We start from the raw sequence: 17,768 nt of genomic DNA on the forward strand, positions 1-17,768 counted from the left end.
CTCATAATCGTGGGTAGACATTCTCGAGTTGACGAACTCCGTGCGCAGATGAAGAGCGCTGGCGGAGACGTTTCGGGACGGCATAAGCGCACGGCCTGGTCGCTTCCTGTCTTCGCGACGGTGGCGAGTTTTGCTTTCGTCGCGGTCATCCTCGCCCCACCCTCGGTGTCGTCAGCGGCCGCCGCATCAGGAGTCGAATTCGGCTCGATCGAGGCTCCGGCTTTCGCCGACGTGCGCGCGGCCCAGCCCCGGGTGGCGCAGTCTGTGACAGTGGCCGGCGCTGCTGTGTCTGTGGCGGGTCGAGACGCGTTCTCGATCACCGACCCCGTCGTCGTGCCGCCTCCCGTCGTGGTCGTCGAAGAGGCATCGGCCTCCGCTGCTCCCGCGGCTGGTACGCCGGATCCGGGCAGTGCTCAGGCCATCGCGCAGGGCATCCTCGCATCGATGGGCATGGGAGACGACCAGTACAGCTGCCTCGTGGCGCTCTGGAATCGTGAATCCGGCTGGAACGTGTACGCCTTCAACGAGTCGAGTGGTGCCTACGGGATTCCGCAGTCGCTGCCCGGCGACAAGATGGCCTCGGCAGGTGCCGACTGGGCTACGAATCCCGCAACCCAGATCTCCTGGGGCCTCAGCTACATCACGAGCCGCTACGCGACTCCGTGTGGCGCGTGGGAGCACTCAGAGATCAACGGCTGGTACTAAGCCCCGGCCAGCTCGCCCGCATCGACGGGCACGACTGAACCGCACGCCGCTCGGAACCCGCTGGCATACAGTGGAGGGATGCCACGTTCCAATCGCCCTCGAGGTCGCCGCGTCGGCGGCGACAGCGACGACGAGCCTGACCTCTCGCGAGCCCTGACCGGGACGCGGCGCATCGAAGACAAGCGTGATGGAGCGTGGAACGTACAGCCCCTGGCTGCTGTCGGGGCGACGAAAACGTACGTGTGCCCCGGCTGCGGGCTCGAGATCGGTGTCGGCATCGCCCATACGGTCACCTGGCGGGCCGACGGGATCATGGGCGAATCGAACGATCTCGCCGCGCGGCGCCACTGGCACCTGCACTGCTGGAAGGTGAAGTCGTGACCAGCGGACATCCTGGTGTGGTCGAGATCCGCGGTGGTATCGAGTTGCCCGCGCGCCGCGAGGATGTGGAGCTCCACACGAGCGACGGTCTGACTCTGGTGGGCGAGCTGGCCCTGCCGCTTCACGCGGAGCCCATCGCCACGCTCGTGACGCTGCATCCACTGCCCACCGCCGGCGGATTCATGGACTCGCACATCCTGCGCAAGGCCGCAGCGAGGCTACCGGCACTCGCCGATATCGCCGTGCTCAGGTTCAACTTCCGTGGGGTCACATCGCCACGGGGAACCTCAGAAGGAGAATTCGGCCACGGAGTGGATGAACGGCTCGACCTCGAAGCGGCCATGGCCTTCGTCACCGAGCGTGGGCTGCCGAACCCGTGGCTGCTCGGATGGTCATTCGGCACGGATGTCGTGTTGACCCATGGGCGCGATTATCCCGTGGATGGAGTCATCCTGCTGTCGCCCCCGCTGCGCACCACCACAGCCGCGGAACTCGCCGCATGGGCGGGCACTGAGTCGACCATCGTCGCGCTGATTCCGGAGTTCGACGACTTTCTGCGACCAGCAGAGGCCGCACAGGCGTTTGCTGCCATCCCCGAACTGGAACTCGTCAACGTCGACGGGGGAAAGCACCTGTGGGTCGGGGAAGATCAGACGTATCGCGTGCTGACCGAGATCGTCGCGAGACTCAACCCCGGAGTTCTCCCGCTTCCGACGACCTGGAGTTCGTAGCCAGCGGTCAGAGGTCGTTTTGCCTCGGTACGAATACCTGGTTGATCACGAGCATGATCGCCGCGGCGACGGGGATAGCGATCAGAGCGCCGAGGATGCCGAGCAGCGTGCCGCCGGCGAGGGCGGCAATCACGACGATCGCGCCAGGGATCTTGACAGCCTGGGCCATTATTCGCGGATTCAGCACGTATGCCTCCACCTGCATGTAGACGACGTAATAGATGCCGACCACGAAGACGCTCGGGGGTCCGTTGAACAGCAGCACCAGGAGCGTGATGACCACCGAGCCGGAGATGGTGCCGACCAGCGGAATGAGCGACCCGAGGAACGCGATGAAGGCCAGCAGCGCTGAATACTTCACCGGCAGCCCGAACGCCGGGAGAATCAGGGTGAGCACGACAAAGGAGAGCACGCCGTTCACGAGGGCGAGTGAACCCTGCCCGATGACGAACCGGCCGACGGCAGCGGAAACCTGCTCAGCGAGGGAGATGAATCCGGGCCGCTTCGACGCCGGTACCAGCTGGTAGAGGCCGCGCTTGAGGTTCGTCAGTGATGACACGAAGTAGATCGTGAGGATCAACACGATGACCGTGCCGGTGAGCCCGGTCGCGATACCGATTCCGACGCTCAGTACGCCGCCGCCGATGGACGTGAAATCGAGAGTCCTCACCCAGCCCTGAAGGCCGTCGAGTGCCCCCTGCACGTCGAACCACGGCACGGCCTTCTCGATGTTGTCGCGGAGTGTGCCATCGATGAAGGCATTCACAAGACCGGGGGTGGCCTTGATCGCAGTCTGGACCTGTTCGGTGACCACAGGGACGATCGCGAAGACAAGCCCGGTAAAGACGCCGAGCACGGCCACGAGAACCGTGGCGATGGCGATCGGTCGCGGGAACTTCTTCTTCTCTAGCCACGTGACGAGCGGATCGAGCCCCAGGGCGAGGAAGAGCGCTGCTCCGATGTAGGTGAGGATCGTCGCCAGCGAACCGATGGTCGCTCCGATAGCGATCGCGACGAGAACACCGAGTCCACCGAGTAAGCCGAAAAGGAACGGGTTATGGATCTTCACGGCGGTCCTCAGTTGTCGGCGACGCGTCTGCAGTCGTGGGTGGAGATTCAGCCAGCAGACATCTTCTCTGCCTGCTGCAGAACACCGCGCAGGTTCTCGAGGTAACCGGCGACGGTGTCTCGTTCGAGCATAATCTTCGCGAGTCGCTCTTCCGCTTCAGACACGAGTTGCGAACTACGCTTTTCAGCGTCATCCATCATGGCTGCCGCGCGTGCCTCGGCGTTCTCGAGCACCTCTTTCGCGCTGGCAGCGGCGGCATCGCGGGTCTTCTTGGCAGTGGCCTTCGACGTGGAGTCGAGGGTGCTGGCCTGCTGGCGCTTCGTATCGGTCTGCCTGATGAGGTCGGCGAGCTGGGCCTGGGCTTCGTCGAGATACTTCTGGGTCTGGCTGCTGGCTTCCTGGTGCTTCTCCAGGAACTCCTTCTCGGCAAGGTCGCGACGTGCGGTCATGTCGAGCTCGTGGTCGATGCGGGCCTGCTCGGTCTCCCTGGCCAGTGTCGACCTGGCCTCGTCCGTGTCGTGCGCGAGAGCGGCCCGTGTCGATTCGGCCTCGCTCGCGAGCTCGGCGCGCTGGCGTTCGATATCACGCGCAACATCTGCACGCTGCTTCTCGATGTCGTGTGCGAGCGCCGTTCGTGCTCCGGAGATCTCGGCCTCGAGCGCCGAGCGTTGTTCGGCGATCTCGGCGGTCAGGCTCGCCAGCTTCTCGGCGGTGTCGGCCTCGAGGGTCGCACGGGCTGCTGCCCTCTCTTTCGCCAGCGTGTTTTGCGCGGCGGCGGTCTCCGCCTCGAAACTCACTCGTGCCGCTGCGGTGTCGGCCTCGAGAGCGAGGCGGGCCGAAGCAGTATCGGCTTCCAGAGCGGCCCAGGCAGTGGATGTCTCGGTCTCCAGCGCGGCGCGAGCCGTCGCCGTCTCTGCTTCCAGAGTGGCGCGGGTATTGGCGGTGTCGGTATCGAGCGCGACTCGGGCGGCATCGGTCTCCGCCGCGAGAGCTGCTCGCGCAGACTCAGTTTCCGCGGCGAGAGCCGCCGTGGCAGCGTCCGTTTCGGCGTCGAGGTCGGCTCGCGCTGCCTCGGTATCGATGCGCAACTGATCCTGGGCCCTGGCGGTGTCGTTCGCGAGCTTCTCACGTTCTGCCGTCGATTCGTTCTCGAAGGCTTCTCGAGCGTTGGCGATCTCGGCTGCGAGTTCGGCACGGCCGGTCTCGAGTTCACGCGCGAGATCCGTGCGTCCATGCTCGATGTCTCGAGAAAGATCCGAGCGAAGGGTGGCGTTCTCGTTCTCGAAAGTCGCGCGTCCCAGCTCGGAATCACGAGTGAGTTGGTCAGCGATCTCTCGCGCTTCTGCGGCATCCCTGCTCGCCGTCGCCTTGAGTTCGGCCGCCTCGTGCTCGGCCTCCGCGCGCAGCGCGGCAGCTTCACGCTTCGAGGTGGTTCGCAGCTCGGCAGCTTCGGTGGCGACAGCGCCGCGGATGGCGCCGGCTTCGCGCATCGCGTCCTGCGTCATAGCATCGGCGTCGACCCTGGCGCTGGAGAGCATGGCGTCGGCCTCTGCCCGCGCCTCGTCGAGCAGTGTCTGCGCTGCCGCTGTTGCCGTTTCGGTCGACTTCGTGCTCTCGACCTGCGCGTCGGCCTTGAGCTTGGCCACCTCGGCGGCGGTGGTGGTGCGCAGCTTCTCTGCGTCGATGTCGGCCTGGCTGATGAGTCGAGTCGACTGCTCCTCGGCCACCCTCAGCGTGTTCTCGAGTTTGGTGCCGAGTCCGGCATACGTCGGGCTCCCGCTCTCGTCGAGCTCGGCCTGAAGGTCTTCATTGACCGCGAGCAGTCGCTTCACCTCTTTGGCCGAGTCGTTTCGACCCGTGTTCGCCTTGATGAGTTCGGCGCGAAGCTGTTGGAGAGCCCTGTCGACCTCTTCCTTCTTGTATCCGCGCATTTCGGTGCCGAAAGTCGTGTCGTCAGCAGCCATGACATCTCCTTGGAAGGTGGGGGGAACGCTGCGAGTTTAGCGTGCCGGTCAGCCGGCGAATCGACGGTGACCGTCAACGGGATGTGGGGCGTTCCCGTCCGGTCGCGCAGCAAACGCGCAGGGAATTCCCAGTCGATCCGTTAGGACCACCCGGGCCCATCCGCTATTCTTGAACGTCTTTGTTGCTACGACTCCCCGAAACCGGGGAGCCCCTCCTCTCGTCCCGAGTGCGAGCATCCGCTTCCCGTGGCGGAGGGTGTCACGACTCTTGTCTGGCTGAGTAGCGCGAAAGGAGCAATTCTTGCGATTTGTACTCGCCATCATCAGTTTTGTGCTAGCTGCCGTCATGATCGGCGCAGGTATTGCACAACGCACCATCTTCGCCGAGCCTGACGAGGCTGTGCTGTCGACCTCCGTCGCAACGGACTCCGCCGTCACGATCGTGGACGGAACGGCGCTCAATGCGTACGAGGGCAACCAGACCCTGAGCATTTCCGGGGCGGATACGATCTTCGCGGCGTACGGCCGAACCACCGATATCGTGGCGTGGGTCGGAGACACCACCCATAACGAGATCGGCCTCGACCCTGAATCGATGGAGCTGACGGACACGCTCGTTCGAGGTGCCGAGTCTGAGGTGCCCGATCCCACGGGCTCCGACCTGTGGCTGAACGAATACTCGAGCGAGGATGAGATCGCTCTTCGTGTCAGTGTCCCCTCCGATTTCTCGTTCGTCGTCGTGTCGGATGGAGTCGAACCCGCCGCCGGTACCGTCAGCGTCGCGTGGCCGCTCGACAACGCGACTCCGTTCTCCGGGCCGCTGATCGTCGGTGGCGCTGTCGCGCTGCTGCTCGGTCTCGCTTTCCTGCTCTGGGCGATCACCCACATGCGTAAGCTGCGTGGTCCGCGACGCAAGCAGTTGAAGATGCCGAAGGTTCCCCGCAAACCGCGCTACAAGCTTCCCCGCACATCCATCGCCAAACCGGCAGTGGGTCGCCGGGCCGTCGGCCGTGGCATGATTGCGGCGCCCGTGATGCTGGTCGGTGCGCTCGTGCTGAGCGGATGCACCTCTGGCCCGTTCTCCGCCGGCGTGGCCACCACCAAACCCACTCCGAGCGCTTCGGCGACAACGGGCGGAGCCGAGGCGGCGGTCGCCGACCCGCCGGCCATCACGGTGTCGCAGGCCGAGCGCATCATCGAAGACGTATCGAACGTCGCGGCCGCAGCCGACGCAGCAAAGGACCCGGCGCTGCTTGCAACCCGGTTCGCCGGTGCAGCACTCGAGATCCGCACGGCGAACTACGCGATCACGACTGCCGACCCGACGCTCGCCGCACTGCCTGCCATCCCCGCCGGGCCGGTCAAGCTGACCCTGCCTCAGCAGACCGATACCTGGCCACGCACGGTCTTCGCCGTGATCCAGGACGACACCGACGAGACAGTGCCGTCGATCGCCCTCTTCCTCGAGCAGGATGGCGCGCGCGACCCATACAAGGTCAAGTACGCCGTGACCCTCGAGCCATCACAGAAGATCCCGGATGTCGCCCAAGCGGACGTGGGCGCAGCGCGCCTGCTCCCCGACAGCCCCGTGCTCAGGCTCACCCCCACCGAGATCGCCCTCGCGTATGCCGACATCTTGGACAAGGATGTCGAGAGCGAGTCCTACCTCGACTTCGAGGCCGAGGGAGACAGCCTGCGCACAGCGGTGGGCGCTGGATATAAAGCGTCAGAGCGCGCTGCCCTGCCCACGACAGCGAGCGTGACGTTCGGAAGCGGTATCGGTCCGGCCGAGGCGATCTCGCTCGCGACCAATGATGCCGGTGCCCTGATCGCCGTGAATCTCAATGAGACCACCACGGTCGCTCCGGTCGAAGAGGGCGCAGCGGTCAACACGTCAGGCCAGGTCAAGGCGCTCTCGGGTCTCGCCGTCAGTTCCAAGGGAGTGGTCGCCACCTATGGTGACCAGTTGCTGTTCTACGTTCCTGCCACCGGCAGCGGCGGAAAGATCGTGCTGCTCGGCTACACTGTGGGGCTCGTCAAGGCTGGGGAGATCGGATGACCAACGCACCTATAGGCGGAGCCAACCTTCGGGGCGCCGTAGACCTCTCGTCGCTCGTCAGGCCGGCTGTGCCCGCCGCGGGAACAGCCGGACCATCGGCTCCCGCCAGCAGCGCAGTGGTCAGGTCATCGACCGATGCGACATTCACCCAGGTGCTCGATCTCTCGTCGACGGTTCCCGTGATCGTGGAGTTTTACGGTCAGGGTGTCGAAGCCGCCCTCACCACGTTCGTGCCGCAGTACGGCGGCCGCCTCGTGCTGGTGACCGTGGATGCCACGACCAACCCCCAGCTCGTGCAGGCGTTCCAGGTGCAGCAGGTCCCCACCGTCGCGGCCGTCGTCGGCGGACGCCCGGTGCAGCTGTTCACGGGCACCCTCGCGGACCCGGAGTTGCGCGATGTGATGGACCAGGTGCTCCAGCTCGCGGCCCAGAACAACGTCACGGGTTCGGTGCAGGTGGATGCCGAGGCCGCCGCCGATGCCGAGCCTGTCGAGGAACCATTGCCGCCTCACCACCAGGAGGCGTACGACGCGATCTCCACCGGTGACTTCGCGACGGCGATCAGGGAATACGAGACGGCCATCGCGCAGAATCCTCGCGACAGTCTCGCGGTCGCCGGGCTGGCGCAGGTGTCGCTGCTGGCGCGACTGGATGGCGTCACGGCAGACGACGTCCGCGCGGCCGCGGCGGCCGCCCCGGAGAGTGTGGATGCGCAACTGGCCGTGGCCGACCTCGATGTCTCGGGGGGACACCTGGATGACGCGTTCGGACGACTGCTCGACCTCTTCCCGAGCCTCGACGCCGCGGGCAAGAACCTCGTGCGCACCCGGATCCTCGACTACTTCGAGATCGCCGGTCACGACGACGAGCGCGTCGGCGCTGCGCGCCGGCGACTGACCCTGCTGCTCTACTGATCCCGTGACGGGCACTGTCGTCTCTGCGGGTCGCTGGGAGCTGCGGCGTCGGTTCGTGCTGCTCGTCGCGCTCGTGGTGCTGATCCTCGTGCTGGTACTGGGTGCCACCAGGGTGCTGTCCGGACAGCTGCTCGGGGTGGTCACTGTCGTCATCGTGATCATCGCGACGGCCGTGCTCTGGCGCGTGGGTCGGTACCAGACCGCTTCCGTCGCCGCCGAGAAAGCCGGCGGATACTCGACCCTGTACGACTTCGAGGGGGTCGAGTTGCGCGACTACCGCACCGGCGAGGTGATCAGGGAACGGGACGTGCCGCCGGGTGGGGGCATCCGTCGCTCCCTCGTCAGCGGGATGCTGACAGTCACGGCCGGCTCACCCCTGGCCCGAAGGCTTGCAGATGAGGCCGGCCGTACCGAACCTGATGGTCGACCCTAGCGGCGCGGTTTCAGCCACAGCCCGCCGAGCGGCGGAATAGTCAGCTCGACCGAAGCCGGGCGGCCCTGGAAAGGCTCATCGAGCGCCTGTACCGAACCGAAGTTGCCGACGCCGGATCCACCGAACTCCTCGGCATCGGTGTTGATGACCTCGTCCCACGTTCCCGAGAACGGCAGGCCGATGCGGTACGGGCCCACCGGGTTGCCGCCGAAGTTGAAGATCCCGACGAGCGGCTCGCCGGAGCGCGACCATCTCACGAAGGCGAGCACATTCTGCAGCGAGTTGCCGCCGTCGAGCCACTCGAAACCGGCGGCGTCGTTGTCCTGCTCCCACAGTGCCGGGCTCGCGGTGTACGTGTGGTTCAGGCCGGTGACGAGCTTCTGCAGTCCCTGGTGCATCGGCTGGTCGAGGATCCACCAGTCGAGACCGCGTTCCTCGCTCCACTCTGAGGGCTGCCCGAACTCGCTGCCCATGAACAACAGCTGCTTTCCGGGGTGTGCCCACATGAAGGCGAGGTAGACCCGCAGGTTGGCGAGTTTCTGCCAGTGATCGCCCGGCATCTTGTGCAGCAGCGATCCCTTGCCGTGCACGACCTCGTCGTGACTGATCGGCAGCAGGAAGCTCTCGCTGAACGCGTATACGAGCCCGAAGGTCAGCAGGTTGTGGTGGTACGAGCGGTTGATCGGGTCTTCCTGCATGTAGCTCAGGGTGTCGTTCATCCACCCCATGTTCCATTTCATGCCATAGCCGAGACCGGATGAGCTCGTCGGCTTGGTGACACCCGGCCACGACGTCGACTCCTCGGCGATCATGATGATGCCGGGGTTGCGCTTATAGGCCGTCGCGTTCACCTCCTGCAGGAAGCCAATCGCCTCGAGGTTCTCGCGACCGCCGTACTGGTTCGGCAGCCACTGGCCCTCCTCGCGGGAGTAGTCGAGATAGAGCATGGATGCCACGGCGTCGACCCGCAGGCCGTCGATGTGGAACTCCTCGAGCCAGTACAGCGCGTTGGCGACGAGGAAGTTGCGAACCTGCGAGTCGCCGAAGTTGAAGATCAGCGTGCCCCAGTCCATCTGCTCGCCACGACGGGGATCGCTGTGCTCGTACAGGGGTGCGCCGTCGAACCTGGCGAGGGCCCACTCGTCTTTCGGGAAGTGCCCTGGCACCCAGTCCATGATCACGCCGATGCCGGCCTGGTGCAGGCAGTCGATGAGGTACTTCAGGTCGTCAGGATGCCCGAACCTGCTGGTCGGCGCGTAGTAGCCGGTCACCTGGTAGCCCCAGGATCCGCCGAACGGATGCTCGGCGAGCGGCATGAACTCGACGTGCGTGAATCCGAGCTGGGTCACATAGTCGATGAGCTCGATGGCGAGGCTCCGATAGTCGAGCCCGGGGCGCCACGATCCCACGTGGAGTTCGTACACACTCATGGGAGCGTTCGGCGTGTCGGTGGACTCGCGCCGCGCCATCCATTCTCCGTCCGCCCAGTCGAACTGGCTCTGGCCGACCTTCGAGCCTGTCGCCGGCGACACCTCGGTGTAGCGGGCCATCGGGTCTGCCCGGGTGACCCACTCGCCGTGCTGGGTGAGGAGTTCGAATTTATAGGTATTGCCGGGCTGGAGGGCCGGGACGAAGATCTCCCACACCCCGTTGTCGTCGAGTCGACGCATCGAATGGCCGACGCCATTCCACGAGTTGAAGTCGCCGACGACCCGCACTGCCTTGGCGTGGGGAGCCCACACCGAGAAACTCGTGCCTACGACGTCTTCGTGCGGCCGGAAGTGGGCGCCCAGAACGTGCCACAACTGTTCGTGTCGGCCTTCAGCCCAGAGGTAGAGGTCCATTTCACCGACCGAGGGAACGAACCGGTACGGGTCATCGGCCAACCAGTCGGGTGCGCCGTCGAAGGTGGCTTCGAGTTCATAGGCCTGGCCGGCGCCGGCGGCGTATCCCTGCCACAGCCCGTCGGCGACGTGGTCGAGCTCGACGCGCGAGCCATCGCGACGCACAGCGGTGACGGTGGCGGCAAGGGGGCGAAGGGCGCGGATCACGAATCCATCCCCGACGGCATGCTGGCCGAGGGTGTCGTGCGGCTGGGGGTGGCTGCCGCTGACGATGGAGGCGATCAGGCCGGGGTGGAGCTCGGGAAGAGCGGAACTGGTGGTGTCAGCCATTAGTTTCCTTTCGGGTACACGACGCGCAGGATGTGCACAGGCTGGGTGAATGGATCGAGGCGCACGTAGTTGTCGCGGCCCCAGGTGAAGGTGTCACCGGTAATGAGGTCGATGACCTCGATGCGATCATCGGCCTCGAGGCCGAGCCGGGTGAGGTCCAGATGCACCTCGGTTTCCCGCACGGCATGGGAATCGAGGTTCGCCACGATGATGAGGCCATCAGGGGAGCCGGTGCCGGTGAACTTCGCCGGCAGGAACTTCGAGTAGGCGATGATCGACTCGTCGTCGGTCCACTGCACGTCGAGGTTGCGGAGTTGCCTGAGTGACGGATGCGCAGCCCTGATGAGATTGAGCCGGGTGAGATACGGCGCCAGCGTCGTGCCTGCCGCGTCGGCCGCAGCCCAGTCGCGCTGTTTGTATTCGTATTTCTCGTTGTCGATGTTCTCTTCGCTGCCGGGCCTCGCCACGTTCTCGACGAGTTCGTAGCCGGCGTAGACACCCCAGGAGGGTGAGGCGGTTGCTGCGAGGGCCGCACGGACCTTGTAGGCGCCCCGGCCGCCGAACTGGAGGTACTCGGTGAGGATGTCGGGAGTGTTGACGAAGAAATTGGGGCGGAAGTAGTCGGCTGACTCCTTCGACACCTCCTCGAAGTACGCCTCGAGCTCCAGCTTTGTATTGCGCCAGGTGAAGTAGGTGTACGACTGCTGGAACCCCGCCCCGGCGAGTCCCTGCATCATCGCCGGCCGCGTGAACGCCTCGGCGAGGAAGACGACCTCGGGATGACGGTCGTAGATGACACCGAGCAGCCACTCCCAGAACGCGAGCGGTTTGGTGTGCGGATTGTCCACCCGGAAGATCTTGACGCCGAGCGAGATCCAGTACTCCACGATGCGCAGCACCTCGGTTCGAATGCCCTCAGGGTCGTTATCGAAGTTGACGGGATAGATGTCCTGGTACTTCTTGGGCGGGTTCTCGGCGAAGGCTATGGTGCCGTCGGGAAGCGTCGTGAACCATTCGGGGTGCTCAGCGACCCACGGGTGGTCGGGGGAGCACTGGAGGGCGAGGTCGATCCCCACCTCGAGTCCGGCCTTCTGTGCGGCCCCCAGGAAGAAGGTGAAGTCCTTCACTGTGCCGAGGTCGGGGTGGATGGCGTCATGGCCTCCGGATGCAGCGCCGATCGCCCAGGGCGAGCCCGGGTCTTCTGGCTTCGCGTCGAGCGTGTTGTTCGGGCCCTTGCGGTTGGTGACACCGATGGGATGGATGGGCGGCAGGTAGAGCACGTCGAAGCCCATGGCCGCGACCCCCGGCAGTCGCTTCGCAGCGGTACGGAACGTGCCTGAGACCCAGGATCCATCCTTCGCCTTTTTCGCACCCTCGCTGCGGGGGAAGAACTCGTACCAGCTACCGACCGCGGCCCTCGACCGCTCCACCCGCAGGGGCAGGGACTCGCTCAGGGTGTCGAGGCTCGTCAGCGGCTTCGCATCGATGGCCGCCACGATAGCGGGATCGGTGACGGCGGCGAGCCTGCCCTCGGGGGAGAGGGTGCTGTCTTTCAGCGCCTGGCGGGCGTTGACGAAGATCTTGCGCGACCCTGCGCGGACCAGCAGCTCGTCGGCCATGGTGAACATGAGGTCCACGTCCACCCCCGCGGGAATCTTCAGTTCGGCGTTGTGCTGCCAGGTGTGCCAGTCGTCGGTGAATGCCCTGATGCGCCACGTCCACGTTCCGGGGATCGTGAGCTGGGCATCCACTGTCCAGCCGTCGGTGCCAGCGCCGAGGGGCGTCATGCGGTGCACCTGCTCGATGCCGGCCGGATCCGTCAGTAACAGCTGTACGCCGATCAGGTCGTGACCCTCGCGGAACACCGTCGCCGTGAAGGGGACGACTTCACCGACGAAGCTCTTGGCGGCCCAGCGGTTCTCGGGTTGTTGGGGGGAGAGATTGCGAATCGGGATGCGGCCGATCGCCGGCGTGCGGACGTCTGTGGCCGGCGAGACCACCCTGTCAGTTTTTGGTTTTGCCACCTTTCGAAGTTAGCGCACACGGTCGAATACTCAGCAGTCCCTGACAAATACGGCCAAGTACGCGACAATGCGACAGTTCCTCGGTCTTGTGGGGCTTAGGGGGGACACGGTTTGTCCCCCGTTCTGGGTGGGGTACAAAGCTTGTCCCCCCTAGTACCCACACGATATATTTCTTGTGGGGGGAAGAGCGCTCAGCGACATGGGGCAACATTCTCGGCCTGACTCAGAGCAGGCATTTCACCGGCTAAGTATTTCAACGGACTTAACCAACCCGACGCGTACCAGGAACCTGGTGCGCCATCTCACACCAATACCTGGTGCCATTTGTGGCGCCCTCGAAAGGAAACACAATGAACAAGCTCGTCAAGGGTGCAGTAGCAACGGCCGCTGGTGTTGCACTTCTCATGGGAGGCGCCGGTACCTTCGCGTACTGGAACGACTCGGTCGGCATCACCGGTGGAACGATCACCGCAGGCAACCTCGTCGTCACCGACGCGACCCCCTCGAACGGCGTCTGGACCGTCCAGAAGAACGGCACCGGAACCGCGACGACCGTCTCGAACATCGCGACCTTCACCGCGTCACCCGGTGACAAGTTCACCTACACGAAGAACGTCACGATCACCGCAACCGGCGACAACCTGACCGCGACCCTCGCCCTCGGCTCCGGCTCGATCGCTGCCGCTGGCGCGACCCCGACCGCAGCAGGCACCGCGCTCGCCGCCTACCTGACCAAGACCGCCTCCATCACGGCGACCGGAGCCGGCGTCACAGCTGGAACCGTTGCCGGCACGTACACGATCACCCCCGGCACGACCGGCGTGACCGCCCGCACCGTCGCCGTTTCCGTCGTGATCACCTTCCCGAAGGATGCTGCTGCTGGCACCGAGAACAACACGAAGCTCGGCTCCGTGACCCTCTCGGGACTGACCGTCACGCTCGACCAGCAGTAACCACAGTTGTGTGGGCGTGCCGAACCCGAATCTCGGCACGCCCACGCTTACCCCAGCACGAACTCTCGTCATGATCCGGCTCACAGGGCCGCTCCCAGCCTTCTGACCACCGGCTAACGAAAGCAGAGACCGCCATGCCTCGAATCGCACAGACGCCCAGCGTCGCTGCCTCGACGCCTCGACGGTCTCTTGTCAGTTTCTCGAACATCGTCAAGTCGATGGTCACCGTGACTGTCGCCATCTCCCTGTCGGTTCTCGCCGCAGGCGGCACGTACGCCTACCTCAACTCGAGCCGGCCCGTGGGCGTTGGTGCCTCCGGTGGTACGTCCGCGACGATCAACAGCGGAACGACCGGTCTCGTTGCCAGTACGAACACCATCTCCTTTACCGGTTTCTATCCCGGGGTCACGCAGTCCGCTGACTTCAGCGTCTCGGCATCGGGTTCCGCCGACCTGGTCCTGAGCGTGACGTCCATTACGGGCCAGGGCGCCAACGGTCTCGACGTCAAGGTCGCACCGGGCACGTGCGCAGCACCAGGGACAGCCATCGCCGCCGGATCACTCGGGGTGAAAGCCGTCGCTGCGGTGACCTACGACGCCACGACGACTCCCGCGTCCACCGTGCCGCTCTGTCTCGTGGTCAGCATGCTTGCCAGTGCCCCAGCCAGTGCCGCAGGAACGACCACCTCCATCGTGGTGAACCTGACCGGAGACCAGCCATGATGCGCCAGCGTCTCGCCGCGATCCCCGGGCTGAAATCCGGCATCGCCGCTTTCCTTCTCGTCTTCATGGCGAGCGGCGGCGCGGTCGCAGCCAACGCATACTGGTCGGCCACCACCGCGGTGAGCGGCGCAGCGCGTGCCGCGAGCTTCGGGATGACCGCCGGCGACTTCGCTGCCCTGAACACGACGTACATGTACAAGGTTGCCGAAACCAGCCCCATCGTGATCAAGCCGATCTCCGTGTCCAACACCGGATCTGCCCCGCTGACGTTCAGCCTCGCGGTCGCGAACACCAACCCGACTCTCGCTCCCGCTGTGCGCCTCTGGTTGTGGACCACCGGTTCCTCGAACTGCGGTGCGACTCCGCTCAACACGCCGGGCACGCTGGCGGCTCCGCCGGTCATGCCGTCGGGTGCCTCGGCCGGAGCAGCGAACTCGACCCTCACGCTGTGTGCCGCAACCCAGCTCGCGGGAACCGTCGCCACATCTCAGGGACAGTCCGTGTCGGCGACGTTCACCGTCACGGGCCGGGTCGGCTCCAGCAGCTGGATCGCCAACGCCACAGGAACGACCACCCAGACCGTATTCCGCATCGCGGCTCCTGTGCCGGTGTGCCGGCAGACGGCAACTCAGGGATTCCTGCGCGAAGGATATGTGACCCTGTCGTGGCCATCCGTCGCGGGTGCAACCGGTTACCAGGTCTTTGTCGACACCCCGGGCTCCCCGCTGTCCGCCACTCCCGTCAGAACACTGACGGCAGCGACTCTCGCAGCGACAGTCAGGGTAGCGGGTGGTGACGCGAACATCTCCGCCGATTCGAGCATCCGGATCATGTCCACCGACAGCCTGTACGGCACCAGCCAGGCAGCGGCGATCCCCGTCAACTTCGACCCATCCACGTTCTTCGGGTTGATCCCCGCGTCGACGTTGTGTGCGCCATGATCGCTCGGAGGACACTGATGGCGCGACCGGCCCGACTTTTGGTCGCGATTGCGGTCGCCGCTGGCATCATGCTCGGTGGAGGGCTTTCTGCCGCGGCAACCGCTGCGACTCCGGCTGTCGAGTACAGCCGGGATGGCGGTGTGACCTGGTCGTCGACTCCACCGTCGTTCCTGTTCCCCTCGACTCTGCGTTTCGTCCCCGGCGATGTCGTGACCCAGAACGTGCTGATCAGATCGTTGCGGAGCGACCCGACACTCACGCAGGTGTCGCTCGCGAACGCGACGACGGCGGACTCTCTTCTCGAACCGGCCCTGACGATCGAGGGGGCGGATGCGACGGGCGCGGGGCTCGCGCCGATGACGTTCGACGCGCTGACGACCTGCCAGCCTGTCGTACCCGACCGCGTGCTCACCCGCGGCCAAATCGTGTCGGTTTCTCTCACGCTGCGAATCTCTCCGACGCTCACCGGCCGTCAGGCGCAGGATTCCGTCGGTTACTTCGACCTGGCCGTCGCCATGTCCGACCCCGGGCCTACGATCGCTCCCAACGGCTGTGCGGTTGATCCGATAGTCATCGCGGGCTTTGGCTCTGTGTCGGACACCACGCGCACAGAATCAGCGGGCCTTGCCTACACCGGAGCGACTCTGGCATATCCTGCAATCATCACCGCTCTGGTCGCACTCGGCATCGGATGGTTGTTCGTGGTGTTGGGTCGACGGAGAGAGAGCGAATGATGCGAGGAGGGATGCTGAGGCCTGCAGGCTCTCGTCGCCAGTCGCGGCTTCCCGGCTGGCGCCCCGCGGCAGCGATCGGTCTTGCCATCTTTCTCATCGCCACCGGAACCCTCGCCGGAAACGCGTATTGGTCAGCTGTCACCTCCAGGTCGGCCACGGCAACAGCAGCGACGCCGGCCACCACGTCCTCCGGCACTAACGGCCTGGCCGTCACGTACAAACAAGGCTTCGTTCCCAACGGTTCCGTGGTTTCCGCGCCGTTGCTCGCAGACACCGTGCCGATCACGATCAACAACACGGGCTCGACCCCGCTGAACTTTTCGGTGTCGGTGTCCGGTGGAAATGCGGCCGTGACGCTGCAACTCTGGAAGCGCGGCTCCACCTGCGACGCCACCACGGCTCCCGCGGCTGGTGCGACCACCGGAACCCTCTCGGCACCCCCGGCGATGCCTGCGGATGCAGTGTCGGCGACCGCAGGCACGAGCATCCTGCTGTGCGCGCGGACGACGCTGACGGGAAACTTCGCCGATGCGGCAGGATTGACCATCACCCCCACTATGACCTTCACCGGCAGGGTCGGCGACAACTGGAGTGCGGGAAGCGGAACGGCGTTCACTCAGACGGCCACCTACAACTGGTTCAGGGTGAAGCACAATTTCAGCGGAAAATGTTTCGACGCCAATGGCGCCTCCACCGCCGTGGGCACGACGATGATCCTCTACCCGTGCAAAGCGCCGGACAAGACCGACAACCAGTCGTTCAGGTTCGAGCCGGTCGGCAACCAGTTCCGCATCTACATCGGCAACGGCTCAGGCAATGGGCCGGTGATTGCACCGACCCTCGACACCACTAACGCCCAGGTGCAGCTTGTCGCGAAGACGACCACGGCGGGTGCGCTGCTGAACCGCCAGCTGTGGAGCGTCGTCCCGCACGGTGCTGCGGGGGACTTCCAGCTGGTCAACCTGCAGAACAGTCGCTGTTTGACGATGAACTCGTCGAACGACCTCACCGTGTTCCTCATCACGGCCTGCACGACGAGCACGAGCACCACGGACGCCACCTACCGTTCACAGCACTACAGCTTTGTCGAGATCCCCTGACCGGGCTGAAAATCCCCGAACCGGCCGAAAGCCGCACTGTGAAGATCGTGCAATATCCTTCAATCGGAATGGATGATCCGGGGGAGTCTCATGGCAGTGCGTAAGGTCAGGGCAGCAGCGGCGAAGCCCGCCGAGGCGGCTCCAGAGGGAAACGCAACTCCAAAGGAAAAGGGGCTACTGCACTACATCGGGCTCGCGCTGAGCGGGGCGTTCCTCGTCATGGTGCTGGCCGTAGCTGTGCTCGTCATCGCGCTGCCCGCTGTCGTGGGCGGAGCCGCTCTGACGGTGCTCACCAACTCAATGGCCCCGAAGTTCCCGCCGGGCACGCTCATCATCATCAAGCCGACACCGATCGCCGACATCAGGGTCGGGGACGTGCTGACGTACCAGATTAAATCGGGCGACCCCGCCGTCATCTCGCACCGTGTTGTCACCCGCAGTGTCAACCTCGAGGGGGAGACGACGTTCACCACCAAGGGCGACAACAACGACCTGGCCGATCCCAAACCGATCCAGGAAGTGCAGGTCAAGGGCACCCTCTGGTACGCGATTCCCTATCTCGGCTATGTCAACAACGCCGTCAACGGCGAGACCCGGCCGCTCGTCACGCCGATCATTGCCGGCCTTCTGTTTGCCTATGCGGTGTACACGGTGATCTCGAGCATCCTGGGCCGCCGGAAGAAGCTGGCGCAGGCGGCGGCCGCGGATGCAGACGACCGCGACGACACGGATGACCGCGACGACACGGATGCCCGCGATGACCGCGATGACACCGACGACACGGATGCCCGCGACGCTGCGGACCAGCCGGACCCGGACCTGTCCCGGTGACCTGAGCTGCTCGACTCCGCGGTCGCTGGTGGT

At 65.1% G+C, this 17,768-nt stretch carries 16 protein-coding genes; 12 read left to right on the plus strand and 4 right to left on the minus strand.

Features of this window, described 5'->3' with window-relative positions; translation table 11 throughout:
- The first annotated feature begins 9 nt into the window (after positions 1-9).
- The 3 genes from IWX81_RS00485 to IWX81_RS00495 all read left to right on the plus strand — a co-directional run bounded on the left by IWX81_RS00485 (position 10) and on the right by IWX81_RS00495 (position 1,817).
- On the plus strand, positions 10-705 hold the full coding sequence (locus IWX81_RS00485; protein WP_334592471.1) for a lytic transglycosylase domain-containing protein: 696 nt from the start codon (positions 10-12) through the stop codon (positions 703-705).
- A 78-nt stretch (positions 706-783) separates the two neighbouring features.
- On the plus strand, positions 784-1,086 hold the full coding sequence (locus tag IWX81_RS00490; protein ID WP_199279340.1) for a hypothetical protein: 303 nt from the start codon (positions 784-786) through the stop codon (positions 1,084-1,086).
- Positions 1,083-1,817, plus strand: a complete 735-nt coding sequence (locus IWX81_RS00495; RefSeq protein WP_334592474.1) for an alpha/beta hydrolase — start codon at positions 1,083-1,085, stop codon at positions 1,815-1,817. The genes IWX81_RS00490 and IWX81_RS00495 overlap by 4 nt, the downstream gene beginning before the upstream one ends.
- A gap of 7 nt (positions 1,818-1,824) precedes the next feature.
- Here the strand turns inward: IWX81_RS00495 and IWX81_RS00500 are convergent, their stop codons facing one another.
- Together IWX81_RS00500 and IWX81_RS00505 are read right to left on the minus strand one after the other, a co-directional pair.
- Positions 1,825-2,886: an AI-2E family transporter gene (locus tag IWX81_RS00500; protein WP_199279341.1), complete on the minus strand. Its 1,062-nt coding sequence runs from the start codon at positions 2,884-2,886 to the stop codon at positions 1,825-1,827.
- 47 nt (positions 2,887-2,933) lie between these two features.
- Positions 2,934-4,850 carry a DivIVA domain-containing protein gene (locus IWX81_RS00505; RefSeq protein ID WP_199279342.1) on the minus strand — a complete coding sequence of 639 codons (1,917 nt, stop codon included), beginning with the start codon at positions 4,848-4,850 and terminating at the stop codon, positions 2,934-2,936.
- A 301-nt stretch (positions 4,851-5,151) separates the two neighbouring features.
- Between IWX81_RS00505 and IWX81_RS00510 the strand changes: the two genes are divergently transcribed.
- Genes IWX81_RS00510 through IWX81_RS00520 form a run of 3 tightly spaced genes read left to right on the plus strand, consistent with a single transcriptional unit; the run spans position 5,152 to position 8,256 of the window.
- The gene (locus IWX81_RS00510; RefSeq protein WP_199279343.1) at positions 5,152-6,909 is read left to right on the plus strand and encodes a hypothetical protein; all 1,758 of its coding nucleotides are present in this window, start codon (positions 5,152-5,154) and stop codon (positions 6,907-6,909) included.
- A complete protein-coding gene (locus IWX81_RS00515) occupies positions 6,906-7,823 on the plus strand; it encodes a co-chaperone YbbN (RefSeq protein WP_199279344.1) in 918 nt (305 codons plus the stop codon). The genes IWX81_RS00510 and IWX81_RS00515 overlap by 4 nt, the downstream gene beginning before the upstream one ends.
- A 4-nt stretch (positions 7,824-7,827) precedes the next feature.
- Positions 7,828-8,256: a hypothetical protein gene (locus tag IWX81_RS00520; protein WP_199279345.1), complete on the plus strand. Its 429-nt coding sequence runs from the start codon at positions 7,828-7,830 to the stop codon at positions 8,254-8,256.
- Here IWX81_RS00520 and glgB read toward each other — a convergent pair.
- Together glgB and IWX81_RS00530 are read right to left on the minus strand one after the other, a co-directional pair.
- A complete protein-coding gene (gene glgB, locus IWX81_RS00525; protein WP_199279346.1) occupies positions 8,253-10,430 on the minus strand; it encodes a 1,4-alpha-glucan branching protein GlgB in 2,178 nt (725 codons plus the stop codon). The genes IWX81_RS00520 and glgB overlap by 4 nt on opposite strands.
- Positions 10,430-12,454 carry an alpha-1,4-glucan--maltose-1-phosphate maltosyltransferase gene (locus IWX81_RS00530; protein WP_442977615.1) on the minus strand — a complete coding sequence of 675 codons (2,025 nt, stop codon included), beginning with the start codon at positions 12,452-12,454 and terminating at the stop codon, positions 10,430-10,432. The genes glgB and IWX81_RS00530 overlap by 1 nt, the downstream gene beginning before the upstream one ends.
- A gap of 350 nt (positions 12,455-12,804) precedes the next feature.
- Between IWX81_RS00530 and IWX81_RS00535 the strand changes: the two genes are divergently transcribed.
- The 6 genes from IWX81_RS00535 to IWX81_RS00560 all read left to right on the plus strand — a co-directional run bounded on the left by IWX81_RS00535 (position 12,805) and on the right by IWX81_RS00560 (position 17,735).
- Positions 12,805-13,407 carry an alternate-type signal peptide domain-containing protein gene (locus IWX81_RS00535; RefSeq protein WP_199279347.1) on the plus strand — a complete coding sequence of 201 codons (603 nt, stop codon included), beginning with the start codon at positions 12,805-12,807 and terminating at the stop codon, positions 13,405-13,407.
- 134 nt (positions 13,408-13,541) lie between these two features.
- Positions 13,542-14,129 (plus strand): hypothetical protein, encoded by a 588-nt coding sequence (locus tag IWX81_RS00540; protein WP_199279348.1) that lies wholly within the window; start codon positions 13,542-13,544, stop codon positions 14,127-14,129.
- The gene (locus IWX81_RS00545) at positions 14,126-15,070 is read left to right on the plus strand and encodes a hypothetical protein (RefSeq protein ID WP_199279349.1); all 945 of its coding nucleotides are present in this window, start codon (positions 14,126-14,128) and stop codon (positions 15,068-15,070) included. The genes IWX81_RS00540 and IWX81_RS00545 overlap by 4 nt, the downstream gene beginning before the upstream one ends.
- Positions 15,067-15,804, plus strand: coding sequence for a hypothetical protein (locus IWX81_RS00550; protein ID WP_199279350.1), 738 nt, complete (start codon positions 15,067-15,069; stop codon positions 15,802-15,804). The genes IWX81_RS00545 and IWX81_RS00550 overlap by 4 nt, the downstream gene beginning before the upstream one ends.
- Positions 15,801-16,904, plus strand: a complete 1,104-nt coding sequence (locus IWX81_RS00555; RefSeq protein ID WP_199279351.1) for an RICIN domain-containing protein — start codon at positions 15,801-15,803, stop codon at positions 16,902-16,904. Before IWX81_RS00550 ends, IWX81_RS00555 begins: the two co-directional genes overlap by 4 nt.
- 90 nt (positions 16,905-16,994) lie before the next feature.
- The gene (locus tag IWX81_RS00560; protein ID WP_199279352.1) at positions 16,995-17,735 is read left to right on the plus strand and encodes a signal peptidase I; all 741 of its coding nucleotides are present in this window, start codon (positions 16,995-16,997) and stop codon (positions 17,733-17,735) included.
- Positions 17,736-17,768 lie beyond the last annotated feature (33 nt).

Source organism: Salinibacterium sp. CAN_S4, assembly GCF_015752305.1.
In the GTDB taxonomy this organism is placed as follows: Bacteria; Actinomycetota; Actinomycetes; order Actinomycetales; family Microbacteriaceae; genus Rhodoglobus.

Coding starts and splice junctions, on each gene's coding strand:
- IWX81_RS00535 (WP_199279347.1), top strand. CDS start 12,805: ATGAACAAGCTCGTCAAGGGTGCAGTAGCAACGGCCGCTGGTGTTGCA.
- glgB (WP_199279346.1), bottom strand. CDS start 10,430: ATGGCTGACACCACCAGTTCCGCTCTTCCCGAGCTCCACCCCGGCCTG.
- IWX81_RS00545 (WP_199279349.1), top strand. CDS start 14,126: ATGATGCGCCAGCGTCTCGCCGCGATCCCCGGGCTGAAATCCGGCATC.
- IWX81_RS00560 (WP_199279352.1), top strand. CDS start 16,995: ATGGCAGTGCGTAAGGTCAGGGCAGCAGCGGCGAAGCCCGCCGAGGCG.
- IWX81_RS00555 (WP_199279351.1), top strand. CDS start 15,801: ATGATGCGAGGAGGGATGCTGAGGCCTGCAGGCTCTCGTCGCCAGTCG.
- IWX81_RS00505 (WP_199279342.1), bottom strand. CDS start 4,850: ATGGCTGCTGACGACACGACTTTCGGCACCGAAATGCGCGGATACAAG.
- IWX81_RS00540 (WP_199279348.1), top strand. CDS start 13,542: ATGCCTCGAATCGCACAGACGCCCAGCGTCGCTGCCTCGACGCCTCGA.
- IWX81_RS00550 (WP_199279350.1), top strand. CDS start 15,067: ATGATCGCTCGGAGGACACTGATGGCGCGACCGGCCCGACTTTTGGTC.
- IWX81_RS00515 (WP_199279344.1), top strand. CDS start 6,906: ATGACCAACGCACCTATAGGCGGAGCCAACCTTCGGGGCGCCGTAGAC.
- IWX81_RS00490 (WP_199279340.1), top strand. CDS start 784: ATGCCACGTTCCAATCGCCCTCGAGGTCGCCGCGTCGGCGGCGACAGC.